Source organism: Allobrachymonas sp. (assembly GCF_041912815.1).
GTDB lineage: Bacteria > Pseudomonadota > Gammaproteobacteria > Burkholderiales > Burkholderiaceae_C > Brachymonas.
Genome location: NZ_JAYRLV010000011.1, coordinates 52,412 through 73,173, shown reverse-complemented (window position 1 = coordinate 73,173; position 20,762 = coordinate 52,412). Strand labels below are relative to the sequence as shown.

Below are 20,762 nucleotides of genomic sequence, written 5' to 3'. Positions count from 1 at the left end.
GGGCTGTTTGAGTACCAGGGGCGCAACTTCAAGAGCCTGACGGCGGTGGCCCGCCACATCACGGGCGCGCACTGGTCGGGGCCGCTGTTCTTTGGCCTGAGCAAGGGAGGTGCGCGATGAGCGAGATTGCCGCTACCCGCGCCCGCAAGCGCTGCGCCGTCTACTGCCGAGTGTCCTCGGATGAACGGCTTGACCAGGAGTTCAACTCCATCGACGCGCAGAAGGAGGCGGGCCACGCTTTTGTGGCCAGCCAGCGATCCGAAGGATGGATTCCGGTGGCCGACGACTACGACGACCCCGGCTTCTCCGGCGGCAACACGGATCGACCCGGGCTGAAACGCCTGATGGCGGACATCGAGCGCGGCCAGATCGACATCGTGGTGGTCTACAAGATCGACCGCCTGACGCGCAGCTTGGCCGACTTCTCCAAGATGGTTGAAGTGTTCGAACGCCACGGGATGTCCTTTGTGTCGGTCACCCAGCAGTTCAACACCACCACCTCGATGGGTCGGCTGATGCTCAACGTCCTGCTGTCCTTCGCCCAGTTTGAGCGCGAGGTCACCGGCGAGCGCATCCGCGACAAGATCGCCGCCGCCAAGCGCAAAGGGATGTGGATGGGCGGCGTCCCGCCCCTGGGTTACGACGTCGACAACCGCCTGTTGGTCATCAACGAGGCCGAGGCGGCGGTGGTGCGTCGCATCTTCGAGGAGATGCTGACCATTGGTTCTCCAACCCAGATCGCCGTCAATCTGACTGCCGACGGCATCACGACCAAGGCCTGGACGACGCAGGAGGGCCAGACCCGCAGCGGCACGCGCATCGATAAGAAGTACCTGCACAAGTTGTTGCGCAACCGCATCTACCTGGGTGAGTTGTCGCACAAGGGGAACTGGTACCCCGGCGCTCACCCGCCAATCATCGACCAGGAGCTTTGGGACAAGGTTCACGCGGTGCTGGCGAGGGATGGGCACGCCCGGTCGGTGGAAACCAAGATCCGGTCGCGCACCGACGCTTTGCTGCGCGGCCTACTGTACGCCCCCTCGGGCGAACGGATGTACCCGACCTACTCGCGCAAGAACGGGCGCAAGTACCACTACTACGTGTCCAAGTCGGAAAGCAGGTTCGGGGCACCGGGCAAGAGTTATGAGCGCCTGCCCGCGCCGGAGATTGAGGCGGCGGTGGTAGCCCAGATCCGCACCGTGCTGACCAGCCCGGAATCCATCGCATCGGTGGTGCGCCATATCCACCGCAACGGCGGTCAGATCGACGAGGCCACCACGGTGATGGCGATGGGACGGCTCAACGACGTGTGGGATCAGTTGTTCCCGGTGGAGCGTCACCGCATCGCCAACCTGATGATCGAGCGCATCGACCTCGTCCACGTCGGCGAGGTGCAGGGCATCAAGGTGAAGTGGCGGGAACTGGGCTGGGACGCCCTGATCGGCGAGTTCGCCCCGAGGGGCATCGGCGCGGAACTGGTGGAGGTCGAAGCCTGATGGACGACACACTGGAAACCTTTGTACCCCTGACATTTCGTCGCCGGGGCGCGCGGCGCGTGGCCGCCGACGACCGTCACGTCCACGATGTGACGCTGCTGGAGGGGGTGGCACGCGGTTTCTACTGGCAGCACCTCGTGGACACCGGTGTGATGAAGAGTGGGTCAGACATTGCCCGAGCCGAAGGACTGCACCCCTCGGTGCCCAACGAGCTGATGCGCCTGACCCTGCTCGCGCCTGACATCCTCGAACTGCTGATGGCCGGGCGGCAGCCGCGCCGGATGAACCTGATCTGGTTCCAGCGCAACCCGCTGCCGGTGGATTGGGAGGCGCAACGCCAGATCGTGAAGCGCTTTGAGGAGGACGCATGAGCAAGAAGCACCGGGGCCGGTTCAAGGGTGATCCGGTCACCTATCAACTGCCGAACCCGGCAGGCGGCGTGCAACTGGAAACCTTCGTGCCCTGGACGCTGGTGAAGCGGGGGCTGAAGAAGCAGGTCATCACGCCCTTGGACGCGCCGCAGGAATTTCTGTCCGAGGCCACCCGGGAGCGGGAAGCCCGGTCGGCCGCGCAGGACACCGCGTTGATGCGGGCACTCGGACTGGCGCACCACTGGCAACGCCTGCTGGATGAGCAGCGGGCGGCATCAGTAGCCGAGATCGCCGAGGCCGAAGGCATGGACGTGACGCAGGTACGCCGGGTCATGCGGCTGACGCTACTGGCCCCGGATGTCGTGGAACGGCTGGTGGGTTCGCCCGACGCCGTGCTGGAGAAGGTGATGCGCCGCCCCTGGCCCAACGCCTGGGGCGACCAGATGCGCGTGCTCGCGCCACCCGGGTGAGCGCGTTGCACCCAGCGCCAGCAACCGCCTGCGGGCGGTTTTTTTGTGGCCGCTCGGCACTCGGTCGCCACCGCTACAGGAGTTGCCAACCACAACCCACCGCCTCTAAACCCGCGCCAGCAAAGGAAATGGCCTCGAGAACGCTCGCGTGGCCACCAGAGAAAACGGAGAACAGAGAGGCGTCGGTGGGGGCAAAAACGCCGACTTCGCAGGAGCGGCGCTCGCGAGGCCAGGCTCGAAAACTGCGCCAACGCTGGGGGAACGGGCAAAAAAAATCCCAACCGATAAGGGTTGGGATTTTAGGTATTGGTGGAGCTGGGGGGAATTGAACCCCCGTCCACAAGCCTTTTTCGTCCGGTTCTACATGTGTAGCCATCTGATTTGATCTCACCTGTCATGCCGCGCAGTGGCACGCTGCATGTCAGGCCAGCTCCCTTGAATCTTGTCGCGTGCCAAGGAGCACGGCACACGACCAGTCAATGTGAATTAACCTTGCAGCCTGGAATGGTCAGATTGCTCTGACCACCCCTTGCCCAACCCATTGACAGGCTGTTGCAAGGCCCGCTGGCTTAAGCAGCGAGTGCGAAACGTTCGTCGTTTGCAGTTACTTTTTTGAATCGAGATTTACGAGCGTGACTCAAGCTCGACATGCCCCGCAACGCTTCCGAACCCGTGTCGAAACCAATGCAGCCCCTTGAAAGGAATGTGCATTCTAGCCTGTCCTGCCTCGGGATGCGACTCCCATGCTGCAGGCTGTGTTGCCCACGAATCTCCAGATGGGAGCCTTTGACACGATTTCAAGAGATTGCCCCCTGTGCATGTACCGCAGTGCCCCGCCTCCGCCGACCTCCTCCCTCAGGCTCCGGGCAGTCCTCGCTGCCGTGCAAACTCCGCGCGCGTTCTTTGCACGTCCTCCCGCGTCACGCAACGAGGAAAGTGCTGGGCGGCCGCCTCGGCGGCATGCGCCATGCGCCAGGCCTGAAAATCGGCGCTCTGCCACGGGTCGGCCACCATGTAGCCCACTCGGTCGGTGCATTGCGTGCCCTGAACGCTGCAGCTCCTCCGCGTGGCCGCATAGAGCACCCGCCCGTCCCGGGTGATGCCAGGGAAGGCGCTGGCGAGCAGCACATCGCCCGCTCCCTGTGCTGGGGGCGCGAGATTGAAGGCACGGTGCAGCGCGCGCACGTACCACCAGATCTGCGCCCGGTACTCGTAGGCCAGTGGCGCTCTGCCGCCCGCGCCATCCGCAAAGCCAAACACGGTCTTGCCACTTGCCTGCAGAAAGGTGTCCTGCAGATGACATCCCTGCCCATCGGTCCCAAACGCGAAGATGCGCATGGTGGGCTGCCCCTGCACCGGCATCTGCGGCATGGCAGCAAACTCCGTGCCATCGACCGAGATCATGGGGAGTGCATACATGGCGCCGTCCTCGTGCACGCGCGCGCCGCAGAGGTATTGGACCCCGCTGTCCTGCACGATGCGCTGGGAGCGCGTGTCGACCGTCAGCGTGCGCACGGACAGTGCGCCCTCCCCCTGATGTTCGTCGCCCCCGCTATTGGGCCAGCTGAGCGAACGGATGCGAATCTCTCCCCCCCGCCCCCCCGGCAGCTCGGCAGCCGCCGCATAGAAGCCCGTCATGCCACCCCGAAAAAGCGCACGGGCGCCGCGCTCATGCTGCAGCACATCCGCCAGTCCATAGTGCGCGCCATCCGTATCCACCAGATACCGCCAGCTGCCCTGTACAGGAAACGCCTCGTTGGAAAACGGAGTGCGATAGGCACGAAGCACCTGTCCCTCGAACGCGGGCAGTTCCATGAGGCTCACATTGCCCAGCCCCGCTCCGGAATAGGATCGCAGCACGAACCGGCCATCCGGGCTGAAGCGCTCATAACTGCCCAGGGCCACCACGTTCTGTCCACCGGCATCCCGGCCAGTCCCAGCCACCTGCGCCGTCAGCTCCATGAAGGTGTTGGGCGCAATGCAGGACCCTGCCTCCACACCTGCCGGCGAGGACACCGCCGCGCCTGAGGCACAGAACCCTAACCCTGCCGCTGCCACGCTCCATCCCGCCAGTCGCTTCTGCCATGCAGCAGCTCTTCTGGCCTGGGCGGACGGGTGCGGCACATAGCCGGAATGTCGATGTGTCATGCTCTGCTTCCTGATCCTTGTATGCCCGCGCAAGTGGCCTGAACAACGCATGGACACGGCACAGAGGCGATCTGCCGACTCTGCCACATGCACGCCGTGTCATGTCATCTCATGGATGATGGTCTGCCACCCGCAAGTCAATGCCCTGGCGCCAATAGGAAGGCGGCATGGCTCCCACCAGCGGACGTGCTGCCAGACGCCCTGCATGCAACACCCATGCGGTAGGAAAGTGCCGATAGCTGTCACGCTGCTCCAGCACAGGAGCGCACAGGGGGTGGCTGTGGTCCAGCACATTCTGCTCCGGACGTATCGCCGCACGTGCAGGTACTGCCTGCACGGCCTCCTGTATTTCGGTGGACGGCACCCGGCCATCGTGTACCGGAACAAACTGCACCCCCATGTCTGCTGCCACTGCCGCTACCTCGTGCGCATGCTCGGCAGACAGCACCATGCGGGGCGACCATACATACAGAAGAATCGGGTGATGTCGACTCTCGGCCAGCAGGCGCTGCACGCCCGCATCATCGAGACAGGTGGTGGCGGCCCCCCACTGCAAAGCCGTCTTCGCGCAGACCGCACCGCCGAGAATGAGCAGCCACAGCAGTGCCGCCCCCTTCAGGGCAGTCGTCCACCGGCTCACGAAACCGCCACTCCCAGAAGACGGGCCACTTCACGGGGATGCCCCGCCAGGGCATCAGCTCCCCAGGTGGCTACGTCATGTTCACCCAGATAGCCCCAGGTGGCCGCCACTGCGGCCATGCCGGCAGCGCGGGCGGCTTCCATGTCGCGCCGGTCATCTCCCACATAGAGGCACTCCAGCGGGGGAATTTCCAGACGGCGTGCCGCCTCGAACAGGGGCTCTGGATGAGGCTTGGAATGCGGGGTGGTGTCTCCGGCAATCACGACGGCTGCCTTGGCCAGCACGTCCATGCCCCGCACCAGGGGCAGCGTGAACCGTTCCGACTTGTTGGTGACGATGCCCCAGGAAATGTGCGCGGCTTCAAGCGCCTGCAGCAGCGCTGGCACCCCCTCGAACGCATAGGTGTGATCCAGAAGATGGTCTTCGTAACTCCGGAAGAACTCTTCCCTGAATTCCGGAAAATCGGGATGCTCCGGCGTCATCCCGAACGCCACGCCCAACATGCCCCGGGCACCTGCTCCGGCCATGGGACGATAGGCCGAGGCAGGCAGAGAGGGCAGCCCGCGCCGGGTACGCATGCGATCCACCGCAGCCCCCAGATCCGGAGCACTGTCCACCAGAGTGCCATCAAGATCAAACAGCACCAGCCGACGCTCTGGAAAAGAAACCTCGGGCACATGTCCCGCGTACTGTGCCGCCATGGTGTTCACCGCGCCTCACCCTGCCCGACGGCACGCCAGCAGATAGTTGACATCCACCCGGTCATCGAGCCAATAGCGCTGATTCAAGGGGTTGTAATGCAACCCCCGCATATCCGTCACCGACAGCCCGCTGTCGCGCGCACTGCGCACCAGCTCGCTGGGTTGAATGAAGCGCGCATATTCATGCGTGCCGCGCGGCACCAGATTCAACAGATATTCAGCTCCCACGATCGCCAGCAGAAACGACTTGGGATTGCGGCCGATGGTAGAGAAGAAAACCCATCCCCCTGGCTTGGCGGCCGCCGCACAGGCCCGTACCACCGACGCTGGATCGGGCACATGTTCGAGCATCTCCATGCAGGTGACCACATCGAACTGCCCCTGCTCTTCGGCTGCCATGTCTTCGGCGCTGATCTGACGGTATGAAAGATGCTCAACCCCCTCCTCCAGCGCATGCAGCTGGGCGATGCGAAGCGAATCCTCGGCCAGATCGATGCCGGTCACATCTGCCCCGACCTGCGCCATGGATTCCGACAGAATGCCTCCCCCGCAGCCTACATCCAGCACCCTGCGTCCAGCCAGCTGGACGTGCTCCTGAATCCAGCCCAGGCGCAGAGGATTGATGGCATGCAGGGTTCGCAGCACGCCGTTGCGATCCCACCAGTCGGTGGCAAGACGGGCAAACTTGCCGATCTCGGCAGGGTCCACATTCGAAGCAGCAGAAAGCTCGGCGCTGGCCTGCCGAGAGGATGGAGAAGAAGTCAGAAAGGATCGTTCCATGGCATGCATTGTGCCCCAAAAGGACATTCCCTCCCGTCACGGCGCGCTGCAGAAAGCAGCCCCACCGTCTGACTGGCGCAATCGAGGCTCCGCCCTACAGAACAAGGACACAATAGGCCTGTACCGCCTTTACAGCATGAGGGGGAGAGCCTCCTTTCACGCAAGGCTCTTTCTGCATGTGGCCGCAAAGCCCCGAGCTCCCTGTCTCACTCGCTGGACCATGCGGCTGGTGCAGGCTCAGAATACAAGAAAGCCCTCCCCCGGGGACCCCACCCCATGCATCCCATGCGCATGGGTGCATGCATGGTGCAGACAGAAACTGCAGAGACGGCAGATGTCAACCTGCGAGAGGCATGAAAAAAGCCCCGCAGTGCGGGGCTTTTTCGGTGAACAGTCTGCGTGAGCAGGAGCTGCGATCAGCGGGTGCCGACCACTTCCACTTCCACGCGACGGTTCTTGGCGCGACCAGCAGCAGTCTTGTTGGTGGCCACGGGTTGGCTTTCGCCCTTGCCTTCCACATAGATGCGGTCAGCGGGGATGCCACGAGACACCAGATAGCTCTTCACGGCATTGGCGCGACGCAGGGAGAGCTTCTTGTTGTATTCCACGGTACCGATGGAGTCGGTGTGGCCGGTGGCGATCACGGCTTCGAGGTTCAGACCCTTGATCTTGTCAGCCAGATCGTTCAGGGTAGCCTTGCCAGCGGGCTTGATGATGGACTTGTCGAAGTCGAAGAATGCGTCGGCAGCATAGGTCACCTTGCTGGCCACTGCGGCAGGAGCAGGAGTGGGAGCAGGAGCAGGCTGGGCCACCACGGCGCCATCGCAACCAGGAGCTGCGGTAGCGGGCGTCCAGGAGCTGTCGCGCCAGCACAGTTCGTTGGTGCCGTTCTTCCACTGGAGGTTGCCATGGCTGTTACGCCAGTTGTCGCTGTTCGTGGTGGAGGGAGAAGCCACAGCAGCACCTGCCACTGCGATCGTTGCGAACAACACTGCCACTTTGTTCAGTTTCTTCATGTTTATCCTCTTGATAGATACCACAGCAGGAGCTGCAAGATTATGCGAGTTTCAAATGCTTTCGAGCGTAACCCGTCGAGCCCATTGTGCCACAGCACGCATTCACTGTAACCGCACTTCGTGGGCCCCGGCGTGGCCCCTCAGGGGAAAGCAATCTGTTGTTGCCACATTGCCACAAGCCTGCATGGCAATGGCCCGAATATACCGCATCTCCGATACCGCTAGAATGGTACGCATCAAGAAAATGCATCAAGAACCGGTTTTCGCATGACAGAATTTGCCAAGGAAACACTGCCCGTCAGCCTCGAAGAGGAAATGCGGCGCAGTTATCTCGATTACGCCATGAGCGTGATCGTGGGGCGTGCGCTCCCCGACGCGCGCGACGGACTCAAGCCGGTGCACCGAAGGGTGCTCTATGCCATGCACGAGCTGAGCAACGACTGGAACCGTCCGTACAAGAAGTCGGCCCGCATTGTAGGCGATGTGATCGGTAAATATCACCCGCACGGCGACATTGCCGTGTACGACACCATCGTGCGCATGGCGCAGGATTTCTCGCTGCGGCACATGCTGGTGGACGGACAGGGCAACTTCGGCTCGGTCGACGGCGACGGTGCGGCTGCCATGCGGTACACCGAGATCCGGCTGGCCAAGATCGCCCACGAGATGCTGGCGGACATCGACAAGGAAACCGTCGATTTCGGCCCCAACTATGACGGCAGCGAACAGGAACCCCTGGTGCTGCCGAGCCGCCTGCCGAATCTGCTGGTCAACGGCTCTGCAGGCATTGCCGTGGGCATGGCCACCAACATCCCTCCCCACAACCTCAACGAGGTGGTGGATGCCTGCCTGCATCTGCTGGCACACCCCGATGCGACCATCGACGAGCTCATGGAGATCGTCCCGGCGCCCGACTTCCCGACTGCCGGCATCATCTACGGCATGCAGGGGGTGCGGGAGGGTTATCGCACCGGCCGTGGGCGCGTGGTGATGCGGGCAAAGTGTCACTTCGAGGACATCGACCGCGGGCAGCGTCAGGCCATCATCGTCGACGAGCTGCCCTACCAGGTCAACAAGAAGACGCTGCAGGAACGCATTGCCGAGCTGGTGCACGAGAAGAAGATCGAGGGCATCAGCCACATCCAGGACGAGTCCGACAAGTCCGGCATGCGGCTGGTGATCGAGCTCAAGCGCGGCGAGCTGCCCGAGGTGGTGCTCAACAACCTCTACAAGCAGACGCAGCTCCAGGATACGTTCGGCGTGAACATGGTGGCGCTGGTCGATGGCCAGCCCCGCCTGTGCAACCTCAAGGACCTGGTGCGCATCTTCCTGCAGCACCGCCGCGAGGTGGTGACACGCCGCACGGTGTACACCCTGCGCAAGGCGCGCGAGCGCGGGCATGTGCTCGAAGGGCTGGCAGTGGCGCTGGCCAACATCGACGAGTTCATCCGCATCATCCGCGAGTCGCCCACGCCTCCGGTGGCCAAGGCGGAGCTGATGGCCCGCAGCTGGGACAGCAGCCTCGTGCGCGAGATGCTGACGCGCGCGCGCACCGACGGATCGGTCATCACTGCCGACGACTACCGCCCCGAAGGGCTGGCACGCCAGTTCGGGCTGCAGCAGGATGGGCTGTACCGCCTGAGCGAGGTGCAGGCACAGGAAATCCTGCAGATGCGCCTGCAGCGCCTCACGGGTCTGGAGCAGGACAAGATCGTTGCCGAGTACAAGGATGTGATGGCCGAGATCGAGGATCTGCTCGACATTCTGGCTCGCCCGGAACGGGTGAGCACCATCATTGCCGAGGAGCTCGTGGCCCTGAAGAACGAGTTCGGGCAGAACAAGATCGGCGTGCGGCGCAGCCAGATCGAGCACAACGCCCAGGAGCTGGGAACCGAGGATCTGATCACGCCCACCGACATGGTGGTGACGCTGTCCCACTCGGGTTACATCAAGAGCCAGCCCCTGTCCGAGTACCGCTCCCAGAAGCGCGGGGGACGTGGCAAGCTGGCGACTTCCACCAAGGAAGACGACTGGATCGATCAGCTGTTCATCGCCAACACGCACGACTACATGCTGTGCTTCTCCAACCGGGGGCGACTGTACTGGCTCAAGGTCTGGGAAGTGCCGACCGGAAGCCGTGGCTCGCGCGGGCGTCCGATCGTCAACATGTTCCCGCTCGAAGAGGGCGAGAAGATCACGGTGGTGCTGCCGCTCACCGGCGAGATGCGGACCTTCCCGAATGATCGCTTCGTGTTCATGTCCACGAGCATGGGGACGGTCAAGAAGACCTCTCTGGCCGAGTTCAGCAACCCCCGCAAGGCAGGCATCATTGCCGTAGGCCTGGACGATGGGGACTTTCTGGTGGGCGCAGCGCTCACCGACGGCCAGCACGACGTGATGCTCTTCAGCGACGGCGGCAAGGCGGTGCGCTTTGACGAGAACGATGTGCGCCCCATGGGGCGTCTGGCGCGCGGCGTGCGCGGAATGGCGCTCGAAGACGGCCAGCATGTGATTGCCATGCTGGTGGCCGAAGATGAATCGCAGAGCGTGCTCACGGCCACGGAGAATGGCTTCGGCAAGCGCACCAGCATTGCGGAATACACCCGTCACGGACGCGGCACCAAGGGGATGATTGCCATCCAGCCCAGCGAGCGCAACGGCAAGGTGGTGACGGCGACTCTGGTGCATGCGGACGACGAGATCATGCTCATCACCGACACCGGCGTGCTGGTGCGCACGCGCGTCTCGGAAATCCGGGAGATGGGGCGCGCCACCCAGGGCGTGACCCTGATTGCCCTGGATGCGGGCGCACGTCTCATTGGCCTGCAGCGCATCGTAGAAAACGATGCGGCCGATGACGAGACTCCGGACGACGCCGATCAGGAGCAAAATCCGGAAACGCCCCCGACCGATGCTGGAGCCTCTGCCGACGAATCCTGATATGCCCTGCGTGTCGATGGTGCCCGTCAGCCATCCTGTCCCGATGAACAGTGCGGGGTCAGGGCCACACGGCACGCAGTCCTGCGGAGCAGTCGATCTGACTGCCTTTCCGCCATTCCTTTCCACCGAACGTCTTACCAAACGATCCGATCATGCCGATTTCCTTCCGCTCCCTTCCCTCCGTGTGTGCCGGCACTGTGCTGGCCGTGTCTGCCATCTGCGCCGCAGCACCTGCCATGGCGCAGGATGCCGCCAGAACCGATCTGGCTACGCGCATCGTCAACCTGCAGAAGTCGCAGGACATGGATCCGCTGATCGCGCAGCTCGCCAACTCTGCGACCCAGGTGGTGGTGTCGCACTGGCTGCCCCAGCTCGACAAGCTGCCTGCGGCACGCCAGAAGGCCGCTGCCGACCAGCTGGACGCCGAGCTGCGCAAGTTCAACGAATCGAACGTGCGCACCATCAAGGAACGCAACGACAAGGTGGCACTGGAAGTGCTGGTACCCGCCTATGCCGAACGCTTCAATGCCGATGAGCTGCGCCAGCTGCTCACCTTCATGGAGTCGCCGGTGGTGAAGAAGTACTATGCCGCCAACCCGCAGATGGCCTCCCTGCTGGCAGAGAAGCTGGTCGAAGCCACGCGCTCCGAGGTGGATGCCCATATCAAGGATTTCGACACCCGCGCTGCCCATATCCTGGGACGCAAGTAAGCACACCCTCTCCAGGCGATCTGTCCCTGTTCGTCCGCTTTTCACTTTTCCGTTTCCGATCCCCATGTCTGCCCCTGCTCTGCGCCCCTACAACTTCTCCGCCGGCCCCTCGACCCTGCCCGAACCCGTGTTGCGGCAGGCTGCCAGCGAGATGCTGGACTGGCACTTTCCGGATGGGCGCTCCAGTGGCATGGGAGTGATGGAGATGAGCCACCGGGGGGAGGCCTTTGGGGTCATCCTGGACCGCGCGGTCGCGGACATCCGCGAACTGATGGCGGTGCCGGAACATTTCCACATCCTGTTCATGCAGGGGGGTGCGATTGCCGAGAACGCCATCATCCCGCTCAATCTGAGCCGGGGCGAGGCAGCCAGCTTTGCCGTGACCGGGGGCTGGAGTCAGAAAAGCCAGACCGAGGCAGCCCGGTATTGCGACTCGCTGTTTGCCACGCAGACCGGCACTGCCGGCGCGGATGGGCGCATGGCCTACACCCACATTCCGGCACCCGAGACCTGGACACTCGACCCCCGTGCCCGCTATGTGCATCTGTGCAGCAACGAGACCATTCACGGCGTGGAGTTTCAGGAATTGCCGAATCTGGCGGCGCTGGGCTGCGACGCACCGCTGGTGATCGATTTCTCTTCCAATGCCGCCTCGCGCCCCGTGGACTGGAGCCGGGTGGGTCTGGCCTTTGGCGGCGCTCAGAAGAACCTGGGCACGGCCGGAGTCACGCTGGTGATCGTGCGTGATGACCTGCTGGGCCATGCCCTGCCGCACTGCCCGAGCGCCTTCGATTTTGCGAATGTGGCCAAGAACCACTCGATGTACAACACGCCGCCGACCTATGCGATCTACATCATGGGGCTGGTGTTCCAGTGGATACGCGCCCAGGGTGGGGTGGCTGCACTGGAAGTGCGCAATGCGGCCAAGTCCCGCCTGCTGTATGACTTCATCGATCGGTCGGACTTCTACGTCAACCGGGTGGATCCGTCTTGCCGTTCGCGCATGAATGTGCCTTTCTTTCTGGCCGACGAATCCCGCAACGCCGATTTCCTGGCCGGAGCACAGTCGCGCGGCCTGCTGTCGCTCAAGGGACACAAGTCGGTCGGTGGCATGCGGGCCAGCATCTACAACGCCATGCCGCTCGAAGGCGTACAGGCGCTGGTGGGCTATATGCAGGACTTCGAGCGCCACTCTGCCTGAGATCCGGGACCTGCGTGCAGCCAGACTCATGCGGCTGCACCGGGGTCTGTCCGTTTCCTCGTGTGTGTCGGGCATTCCCGCTCGTCCATGCCCCGGGGGCACCAGAAAGAAACACGCATAGCTCCTTCGGGGAAGTGTGCAAAGCAGTCCTGCAGGTCTTTTTGCCCCCTGTTTTCATCGCCAAGCCATGACAAGAACCATTGCCGAACTGCGCGTTGCCATCGACAGCGTCGACCAACAGCTCCTCCAGTTGCTCAACCAGCGCGCCGCCCTGGCCAACGAGGTAGGCCACATCAAGCGCGTGGAAGGCTCGCAGGTATTCCGGCCGGAACGCGAGGCCCAGGTGATCCATGCCCTGCAACAGGAAAATGCCGGCCCGCTCAGAGACAACAACGTGGCACACATCTGGCGCGAGATCATGTCGGCCTGCCGCGCCCTGGAAGCCCCGCAACGCGTGGCCTACCTGGGGCCTGCCGGCACCTTCAGCGAACAGGCGGCCGAGTCGTTCTTCGGCGTGAGCATCGACCATGTGCCCTGCGTGAACTTCGATGAAGTGTTCGACGCCACGGCCGCCGGTCGGGCCGATTTTGGCGTGGTCCCGGTCGAGAACTCGACCGAGGGTGTGGTGGCTCGCACCCTGGATCTGTTTCTCAACTCCCCGCTGCACATCATCGGCGAGACGAGCCTGCTCATCCGCCACAATCTGCTGCGCGCACAGGACGGGCTGGAAGGCATCGAGGCCGTATACGCCCATCCGCAGGCCCTGGCGCAGTGCCAGAACTGGCTCAGCACCCACCTGCCGCACGCCGAGCGCCATGCTGCCTCGAGCAATGCGGAAGGTGCCCGCCTGGTCGCAGGCAATCCGCGCTGGGCAGCCATTGCCAGCACCCGGGCCGCCACCCAGTTCGGCCTGCACGTGGTCGCCCCGGCCATTCAGGACGAGCCCTACAATCGCACCCGGTTCGCGGTGATGTGCCTGCCGCAGACGCTGGCCATGCCCGAAGCCTCGGGCAATGACTGCACGAGTCTGGTGCTGTCGGTGGTGAACCGGCCCGGTGCGCTCTATGAGCTCATCGAGCCGCTCAAGCGCCACGGAGTCTCCATGACTCGCTTCGAATCGCGCCCTGCGCGCTCGGGCCAGCAGTGGGAGTACTTCTTCTACATCGACCTGCGGGGCCATATCAGCGAACCGCACATGGCGGCTGCGCTGCATGACCTGCGGCCGCTGTGTGCCTACTACAAGGTGCTGGGCTCGTATGCCATCAACGGCTGAGTCCTCGCCCCGGGTCGTTCTGTTGTCTTTGCACTGGAAACCGTCGTCATGTTCCAACGTCTTGCCCTGATCGGCTGTGGCCTTATGGGTGGCTCCCTGGCCCTGGCCCTGCGCCGCGCCAGACTCGTGCAGCACGTGGTGGGCTACAGCACCCAGCCTGCCGACCTGCAGACGGCCCTGACCCTCGGCGCCATCACGGATGCGGCGGGCTCGCCCGAAGAGGCTGTCCGCCAGGCCGACCTGGTGATTCTGGCCGTGCCGGTGGCTGCCACGCGCAGCGTGCTGCAGGCGATCGCCATGGCGCTGCCCCCCCATGCCGTGGTCACGGACGTGGGCTCGACCAAGCAGAACGTGATCGAAGATGCACGCACGACCCTGTGCGCACGCCTGGGCCAGTTCGTGCCGGCACACCCCATTGCGGGCAAGGAAGTGGCCGGCATCGCCCATGCGGATGCCGAGCTCTACCGCGGTCGCCAGGTAATCCTCACCCCGGACCGCCAGACACGCATCGGCCCCCTGCAGCAGATCACCGCCATGTGGGAGGCCCTGGGATGCCGCGTGCTGACCATGACCCCCGCCGCCCATGACGCCACCTTTGCCGCCGTGAGCCACCTGCCGCACATGGTCGCCTTTGCACTCATGCACAGCATCCTGCATCAGGACGATGCCTCCGACATGCTGGCGCTGGCCGGTTCCGGCTTCCGGGACTTCACCCGCATCGCGGCCAGCAACCCCGACATGTGGCGGGACATCTTTCTGTGCAACCGCGAACAGATGCTGCTGCAAACCCAGGAGCTGATCCAGTCCCTGCTGGCCTTTTCCGAAGCCATTACCGCCTCGGATGGACCGCGCCTGCGCACCCTCATCGACGAGGCCAGCCGTGCGCGCAGCCAATGGCACATGACCACCCGCGACGAAAACGCCCTGCCCTGACGCCCCCTGCCCCCCCTGACTCGCATGTCCACCGACTTCTGCCCTCCCTTTCTCGATATTCCGCCCCTTCTGCAGGCGGGTGGCACCGTCCATCTGCCGGGCTCCAAGAGCATCAGCAACCGGGCCCTGCTGCTCTCCGGCCTGTGCGCCGGACACACCACTCTGCAGGGGGTGCTCGATTCGGACGATACCCGCGTCATGCTGGCGGCGCTGGCAGCCATCGGCTGCAGCATCCAGCGCACCGGGGCCGACACCGTGGACATCACCGGCATCGGCGGACAACTGCCGAACGGCGTGGGTGCAGATGCGGCATCGCCGCTCGAACTGTTCCTCGGCAATGCCGGCACAGCCATGCGCCCGCTGACTGCCGCCCTGGCCATGCTGGGCGGCCACTTCACCCTCACCGGCGTGGCGCGCATGTACGAACGCCCGATCGGCGATCTGGTGGACGGCCTGCAGCAGCTTGGCTGTCACGTCTCCTACCTGCGGGAGGCCGGCTTTCCGCCCCTGCGCATCGCACCACGCGACCCGGCTGCCGCAGAGGCCTCTGCCCCCGCGCACATCACAGTGCGGGGCGACGTATCGAGCCAGTTCCTCACCGCCCTGCTCATGGCGGCTCCCCTGGCGCGACACACCACCACCATCGCCATCGAGGGCGAGCTGATCTCCAAGCCCTACATCGCCATCACCCTTGCGCTCATGCAGCGCTTCGGCGTGCAGGTCGCACGTGACACGGAAACCGGCTGGCGCAGCTTCACGATCGCCGCAGACGCCTGCTACCGCTCGCCCGGCACCTATCCTGTGGAAGCGGATGCCTCCTCGGCGAGCTACTTCATTGCGCTCGGAGCCCTGGCGGCGACAGAGACCGGCATCACCGTCCAGGGCGTGGGCGCCGACTCGATCCAGGGCGACATTCGCTTCATCGAGGCCGCCTCTGCCATGGGGGCCCGCATCACCAGCACCGCCACCAGCATCACCATCCACCGGGAACGCTGGCCGCTGGCCGCACTCGATCTCGACTGCAACCACATCCCCGATGCCGCCATGACACTCGCCGTCATGGCCCTGTATGCCGACGCACCCTCCACCCTGCGCAACATCGCAAGCTGGCGGGTCAAGGAAACCGATCGCATCGCTGCCATGGCCCGCGAGCTGCGCAAGCTCGGAGCCTCGATAGAGGAAGGCCCCGACTTCCTGCGCATCACCCCCCCCTCCGCCACCGGGTGGCGCACGGCCAGCCTGCACACCTACGACGACCACCGCATGGCCATGTGCCTGTCGCTGGCGGCCTTCAATCCCGCCGGCCTGCCCGTGCGCATCGAGGACCCTGCCTGCGTAGGCAAGACCTTCCCGGAATACTTCGACGCCTTTCTGTCCGTGTGCAGCACGCGGGCGGCCGACATTCCCGTCCTGTGCGTCGACGGTCCCAGTGCCAGCGGCAAGGGCACACTCTCGGCGGAACTGGCGCGGCAGCTCGGCTACCACCTGCTCGACTCCGGCGCCCTGTATCGCATCGTCGGCCTCGCTGCCCGCCGCACGGGCCTGCTCGATGCCGACTCCCTCTCGCAGCCTTCCCTGCCCGCCCGTGTGGGAGCACTGGCCGCCAGCCTGCAGATCCGCTTCGGCAGCGCCGGCACCATCTGGCTCGGCGACGAGCCCATCGGCGAGGCCATCCGCACCGAGGAAGCGGGCCGCGATGCCTCCATCGTCTCGGCCATGCCTCCCGTACGGACCGCCCTGGTGGAGCTGCAGCGCGGCTTCCGGCGCCTGCCCGGACTCGTGGCCGACGGCCGGGACATGGGCACCGTGATCTTTCCCGATGCCCCCCTCAAGGTCTTTTTGACGGCCAGCGCCGCCACACGCGCCGAGCGCCGCCATAAACAATTGATTTCCAAGGGGATTCCCTCTAGAATAGACGACCTTCTGGCCGACCTCGAAGCCCGCGACGCGCGCGACACCCAGCGTGCCGTGGCACCGCTTCGCCCGGCCGACCATGCCCACCTCCTCGACAACTCCGACATGGACGTACCCACGTCCGTAGATCGGGTGCTGTCCTGGTGGGAAGCAACCCGCCCCTTCGGGAGCGCCACCCCGGCACACCCTGCCGCGTGAGGCCCTTCCCGGGAGGCATCCGTTCCGTGGCATCCGCTGCGGTGTTTTTGCAGTCCAACCCCGCGACCTCCGTGTCGCAATGACCGCTGCAGGCGACTTGTGACCGGCGATGGTGCCGCTCTGTTCCCGTCTGCAGATCAGGAAACTCCATGTCTGAATCTTTTGCCGCCCTGTTTGAAGAATCCCTGAAGCGCGCCGAAATGCGCTCGGGTGAAGTCATCACCGCCGAAGTGGTGCGCGTCGAACGCAACCACGTGGTCGTCAACGCCGGCCTCAAGTCCGAAGCCTACGTGCCGATCGAGGAATTCAAGAACGACCAGGGCGAAGTCGAAGTCCAAGCAGGCGACTTCGTGTCCGTGGCCATCAGCAGCGCTGAAAACGGCTTCGGCGAAACCATCCTCTCCCGCGACACCGCCAAGCGCCTCGCCTCCTGGCTTGCCCTGGAAAAGGCGCTCGAATCCGGCGACTTCGTCACCGGCACCACCACCGGCAAGGTCAAGGGCGGCCTGACCGTTCTGGTCAACGGCATCCGTGCCTTCCTGCCCGGCTCCCTGGTCGACACCCGTCCCACCAAGGACCTGACTCCCTACGAAAACAAGACGATGGAGTTCAAGGTCATCAAGCTGGACCGCAAGCGCAACAACGTGGTGCTGTCCCGTCGTGCCGTGCTCGAAGCCAGCATGGGCGAAGAGCGCGCCAAGCTCCTGGAAACGCTCAAGGAAGGCGCCATCGTGCACGGCGTGGTCAAGAACATCACCGAATACGGTGCGTTCGTGGACCTCGGCGGCATCGACGGCCTGCTGCACATCACCGACATGGCATGGCGCCGTGTCCGCCATCCGAGCGAAGTGGTGCAGGCTGGTCAGGAACTCGACGCCAAGGTGCTCAAGTTCGATCCCGAAAAGAACCGCGTCTCCCTGGGCCTCAAGCAGCTCGGCGACGATCCGTGGCTGGGCGTGAGCCGCCGCTATCCCCAGGGCACCCGCCTGTTCGGCAAGGTCACGAACATTGCCGACTACGGTGCGTTCGTCGAACTCGAACCCGGCATCGAAGGCCTGGTGCACGTCTCCGAAATGGACTGGACCAACAAGAACGCCGCTCCCAACAAGATCGTCTCCCTGGGTGACGAAGTCGAAGTCATGGTGCTCGACATCGACGAAGACAAGCGCCGCATCAGCCTGGGCATGAAGCAGTGCAAGGCCAACCCCTGGCAGGAATTCGCGCAGGACACCAAGCGCGGCGACCGCGTCAAGGGCCCGATCAAGTCCATCACCGACTTCGGCATCTTCGTCGGCCTGCCCTCCGGCATCGACGGCCTGGTGCACCTCTCCGACCTGTCCTGGAACGAGTCCGGCGAAGCCGCCGTGCGCAACTACAAGAAGGGCCAGGAAGTCGAGGCCGTGGTGCTGGGTGTGGATGTCGACCGCGAGCGCATCAGCCTGGGCATCAAGCAACTGGACGCCGACGCCTTCACGACCTTCGTGTCCGTGAACGACAAGGGCCAGACCGTGAGCGGCAAGGTCAAGAGCGTGGATGCCAAGGGCGCTGAAATCGACCTGGGCGACGACGTGACCGGCTACCTGCGTGTCAGCGAAATCAGCCAGGACCGCATCGAGGACGCCAGCCAGGTGCTGAAGGTCGGCGACGAAGTCTCCGCCGTCATCACCAACATCGACCGCAAGGGCCGCAACATCCAGCTGTCCATCAAGGCCAAGGATGCTGTCGACCAGCAACACGCCATGGCGGAAATCAACCAGTCCTCCGCCCGCGACCATGCCGGCACGACCAGCCTGGGCGCCCTGCTGCGTGCCAAGCTGGACAACGGCAGCAACTGATCCCCTTCCCGGGCATCGTTGCCGCCCGGCACGGTGCATCGGCATCCCTTTGCGGATGACCGGTGCCCGAGCCGGGAGCTGCTCCCCGCGCTCCTGCCTGTCCTTGTGGCAGCAGGCCCTGCGGGGGGTTTGCAAAGCAGGCTGGATCACCTCGGTGGTACCGGCCTTCCCTGCAAGCCCACGCCTCTGCATTTTTCCCTCTTTCATGACCCGATCCGATCTCGTTGACGAACTGGCCGCCCTGTTTCCGCAGCTGCCCCACCGCGATGCCGAAATGGCGGTCAAGACCATTCTGGACTGCATGGCCGACGCCCTGGCGCGGGGTCACCGCATCGAGATCAGGGGATTCGGCAGCTTTTCCATCAGCCACCGTCCTGCACGCATGGGGCGCAATCCCCGCAGCGGCGAAAGCGTGGAGATCCCCGAAAAGCGGGTGCCCCACTTCAAGCCCGGCAAGGCCCTGCGCGAAGCCGTGGACCGACAGGGCGACCACGATGACGCGCCCCCTGCCGGCGAAGCGCGCGTGGCCAACGGGTGAACCCGCTCATCCTGCGCGCCGCCCCTTCCTCTCTGGCCACGCAGGGAACGTCCTTCCCGTGTCCCGTCGCCGAGTCGCGGGCTCTGCTGCACTTCCTGTGCGCAGCACCACAGCGCTCCCCGATCGCCCCTGCGCATGCCAGGCGGCAAGGCGGTAGACTCCTGATCGCGCCCACTCCCGCGTCAGACTGGTTTTTTGCCTCCTCGCGTCCCTGTTGCCGGATGGTTTTCTCTGGGGACAGGACAGTCGCCAGGACCGCCTGACACTGCGGCTGCTTCGGGCGCACTTTCTCACGCACACCTATGCAAATCGACTCCCTGTGGTTTCTGCTGGCGCTGCCCATCACCTTCGGGCTGGGCTGGCTGGCCTCCCGCCTCGACCTGCGCCAGCTGCGGCTCGAACATCACAGCGCGCCACGCGCCTACTTCAAAGGGCTCAACTACCTGCTCAACGAACAGCAGGACCGCGCGATCGACGCCTTCGTCGAAGCGGTACAGAAGGACCCTGACACGGCGGAGCTGCATTTTGCGCTGGGCAACCTCTTCCGCCGCCGCGGAGAATACGAGCGGGCCGTGCGTGTGCACGAACATCTGCTGGCCCGCGCCGACCTTCCGCCGGAAGACCACGAGCGTGCGCAATACGATCTGGCCAAGGACTTCCTCAAGGCGGGTCTGCTCGACCATGCCGAAAACGCCCTGCGCAAGCTCGAACACAGCCGCTATGCCCAGCAGGCCCACCTGGCCTTGCTGCACATCTACGAACGGTCGCGCGACTGGAAGCAGGCGGGCGAAGCAGCCCTGCAGCTCGAACGCAGCGGCATGGGCGACTTCAGTCAGCGCCGTGCCCACTACCTGTGCGAAGAAGCCGAACAGCTCGCTGCCGGTGGGCACCACGAAGCCGCCCAGGCGCTGCTGGAAAAGGCCCGCCAGACCGCACCGCAGGCAGCACGTCCCCGGCTGCAGCTGGCAGAGCTCCACGCCGCGCAGGGAGAGCCGGCCGCTGCCTTCGATCTGCTGGAAGAATCGCTGCGTGCCATCCCTCCGTTCGCGCCGCTGATCGCCACGCCCTATGCACGGCTGGCACCGGCACTGCAGCGCACGCGACACGCCGTGCAGGTCCTGCAGGATCTGCAGGGCCAATCTCCATCGATCGACCTGGTCGAAGCACTGGTCACGCTGGATGGCGCGCCCGATGCCCCCACGGCCCTCGGTGGTGCGCCCCTCGCAGGCGCTGCAGAGCGCTATATCGCGCACCTGGAGAACAATCCCTCTCTGATCGCGGCCACCCGCTGGCTCGACCGGGAAAAACTGGCCGACGATCCCCACCAGCCCGAGGTGGACCGCGCCCTGCAACGCGCCATCAAGCCGCTGGCACGCTACCGCTGTGCGGCCTGTGGCTTTGAGGCACAGCAGCATTTCTGGCACTGCCCGGGCTGCCAGAGCTGGGACAGCTATCCTCCGCGCCGCGTCGAAGAGCTGTAAGCGACCGCGGGCTGTCCCGTGCGCACAGCCAGCCATTCTGTCGACCCCCAAAAGGACACGGGCTTTCACGCCTCGCTGCGTCTCCATGCAGTGACTGTGATGGAGGCTGCTCGCCTG

Annotated in this window: 18 protein-coding genes and 1 other RNA gene; 13 read left to right on the top strand and 6 right to left on the bottom strand. The window is 64.6% G+C overall.

What is annotated here, in order from left to right:
• The 4 genes from ACE3P9_RS09330 to ACE3P9_RS09315 all read left to right on the top strand — a co-directional run.
• The coding region (locus ACE3P9_RS09330) for a DUF2924 domain-containing protein (protein ID WP_374493601.1) at nt 1-120 on the top strand (120 nt) is incomplete at its 5' end.
• On the top strand, nt 117-1,496 hold the full coding sequence (locus ACE3P9_RS09325; protein WP_374493597.1) for a recombinase family protein: 1,380 nt from the start codon (nt 117-119) through the stop codon (nt 1,494-1,496). The genes ACE3P9_RS09330 and ACE3P9_RS09325, both read left to right, overlap by 4 nt.
• Complete coding sequence (locus ACE3P9_RS09320; RefSeq protein WP_045785217.1) at nt 1,496-1,867, top strand: hypothetical protein; 372 nt, start codon at nt 1,496-1,498, stop codon at nt 1,865-1,867. Before ACE3P9_RS09325 ends, ACE3P9_RS09320 begins: the two co-directional genes overlap by 1 nt.
• Nucleotides 1,864-2,337: a hypothetical protein gene (locus tag ACE3P9_RS09315; protein ID WP_217045961.1), complete on the top strand. Its 474-nt coding sequence runs from the start codon at nt 1,864-1,866 to the stop codon at nt 2,335-2,337. Before ACE3P9_RS09320 ends, ACE3P9_RS09315 begins: the two co-directional genes overlap by 4 nt.
• 307 nt (nt 2,338-2,644) lie before the next feature.
• On the opposite strand, the gene ssrA is transcribed toward ACE3P9_RS09315, so the two are convergent.
• The 6 genes from ssrA to ompA all read right to left on the bottom strand — a co-directional run bounded on the left by ssrA (nt 2,645) and on the right by ompA (nt 7,622).
• Nucleotides 2,645-3,031: a transfer-messenger RNA gene (gene ssrA / locus ACE3P9_RS09310) on the bottom strand.
• Between the two features lie 161 nt (nt 3,032-3,192).
• Nucleotides 3,193-4,485 (bottom strand): hypothetical protein, encoded by a 1,293-nt coding sequence (locus ACE3P9_RS09305; RefSeq protein WP_374493594.1) that lies wholly within the window; start codon nt 4,483-4,485, stop codon nt 3,193-3,195.
• Between the two features lie 109 nt (nt 4,486-4,594).
• Nucleotides 4,595-5,125: a hypothetical protein gene (locus ACE3P9_RS09300; RefSeq protein ID WP_374493592.1), complete on the bottom strand. Its 531-nt coding sequence runs from the start codon at nt 5,123-5,125 to the stop codon at nt 4,595-4,597.
• Nucleotides 5,122-5,826: a phosphoglycolate phosphatase gene (gene gph / locus ACE3P9_RS09295; protein ID WP_374493591.1), complete on the bottom strand. Its 705-nt coding sequence runs from the start codon at nt 5,824-5,826 to the stop codon at nt 5,122-5,124. The genes ACE3P9_RS09300 and gph overlap by 4 nt, the downstream gene beginning before the upstream one ends.
• 15 nt (nt 5,827-5,841) lie before the next feature.
• Nucleotides 5,842-6,606 (bottom strand): bifunctional 2-polyprenyl-6-hydroxyphenol methylase/3-demethylubiquinol 3-O-methyltransferase UbiG, encoded by a 765-nt coding sequence (gene ubiG / locus ACE3P9_RS09290; protein ID WP_374493589.1) that lies wholly within the window; start codon nt 6,604-6,606, stop codon nt 5,842-5,844.
• A gap of 416 nt (nt 6,607-7,022) precedes the next feature.
• Nucleotides 7,023-7,622 carry an outer membrane protein OmpA gene (gene ompA, locus ACE3P9_RS09285; protein WP_374493587.1) on the bottom strand — a complete coding sequence of 200 codons (600 nt, stop codon included), beginning with the start codon at nt 7,620-7,622 and terminating at the stop codon, nt 7,023-7,025.
• A 267-nt stretch (nt 7,623-7,889) separates the two neighbouring features.
• Here ompA and gyrA point away from each other — a divergent pair, with 267 nt between their 5' ends.
• The 9 genes from gyrA (at nt 7,890) to lapB (ending at nt 20,645) form a co-directional block, all read left to right on the top strand.
• Nucleotides 7,890-10,562: a DNA gyrase subunit A gene (gene gyrA, locus ACE3P9_RS09280; protein WP_374493586.1), complete on the top strand. Its 2,673-nt coding sequence runs from the start codon at nt 7,890-7,892 to the stop codon at nt 10,560-10,562.
• Nucleotides 10,563-10,714: 152 nt separating this feature from the next.
• Nucleotides 10,715-11,272 carry a DUF2059 domain-containing protein gene (locus ACE3P9_RS09275; RefSeq protein ID WP_374493584.1) on the top strand — a complete coding sequence of 186 codons (558 nt, stop codon included), beginning with the start codon at nt 10,715-10,717 and terminating at the stop codon, nt 11,270-11,272.
• A 64-nt stretch (nt 11,273-11,336) separates the two neighbouring features.
• Complete coding sequence (serC, locus tag ACE3P9_RS09270) at nt 11,337-12,473, top strand: 3-phosphoserine/phosphohydroxythreonine transaminase (protein ID WP_374493581.1); 1,137 nt, start codon at nt 11,337-11,339, stop codon at nt 12,471-12,473.
• Between the two features lie 187 nt (nt 12,474-12,660).
• Nucleotides 12,661-13,746 (top strand): prephenate dehydratase, encoded by a 1,086-nt coding sequence (gene pheA / locus ACE3P9_RS09265; protein WP_374493579.1) that lies wholly within the window; start codon nt 12,661-12,663, stop codon nt 13,744-13,746.
• Between the two features lie 48 nt (nt 13,747-13,794).
• Entirely contained in the window at nt 13,795-14,679 is an 885-nt protein-coding gene (locus ACE3P9_RS09260) for a prephenate dehydrogenase (RefSeq protein ID WP_374493577.1), read from the top strand.
• A 24-nt stretch (nt 14,680-14,703) separates the two neighbouring features.
• Nucleotides 14,704-16,791: a bifunctional 3-phosphoshikimate 1-carboxyvinyltransferase/cytidylate kinase gene (locus ACE3P9_RS09255; protein WP_374493576.1), complete on the top strand. Its 2,088-nt coding sequence runs from the start codon at nt 14,704-14,706 to the stop codon at nt 16,789-16,791.
• 149 nt (nt 16,792-16,940) lie between these two features.
• On the top strand, nt 16,941-18,626 hold the full coding sequence (rpsA, locus tag ACE3P9_RS09250) for a 30S ribosomal protein S1 (RefSeq protein WP_374493573.1): 1,686 nt from the start codon (nt 16,941-16,943) through the stop codon (nt 18,624-18,626).
• 205 nt (nt 18,627-18,831) lie between these two features.
• Nucleotides 18,832-19,164, top strand: a complete 333-nt coding sequence (locus tag ACE3P9_RS09245; protein WP_374493572.1) for an integration host factor subunit beta — start codon at nt 18,832-18,834, stop codon at nt 19,162-19,164.
• Nucleotides 19,165-19,466: 302 nt separating this feature from the next.
• The gene (gene lapB, locus ACE3P9_RS09240) at nt 19,467-20,645 is read left to right on the top strand and encodes a lipopolysaccharide assembly protein LapB (RefSeq protein WP_374493570.1); all 1,179 of its coding nucleotides are present in this window, start codon (nt 19,467-19,469) and stop codon (nt 20,643-20,645) included.
• Nucleotides 20,646-20,762: the final 117 nt, after the last annotated feature.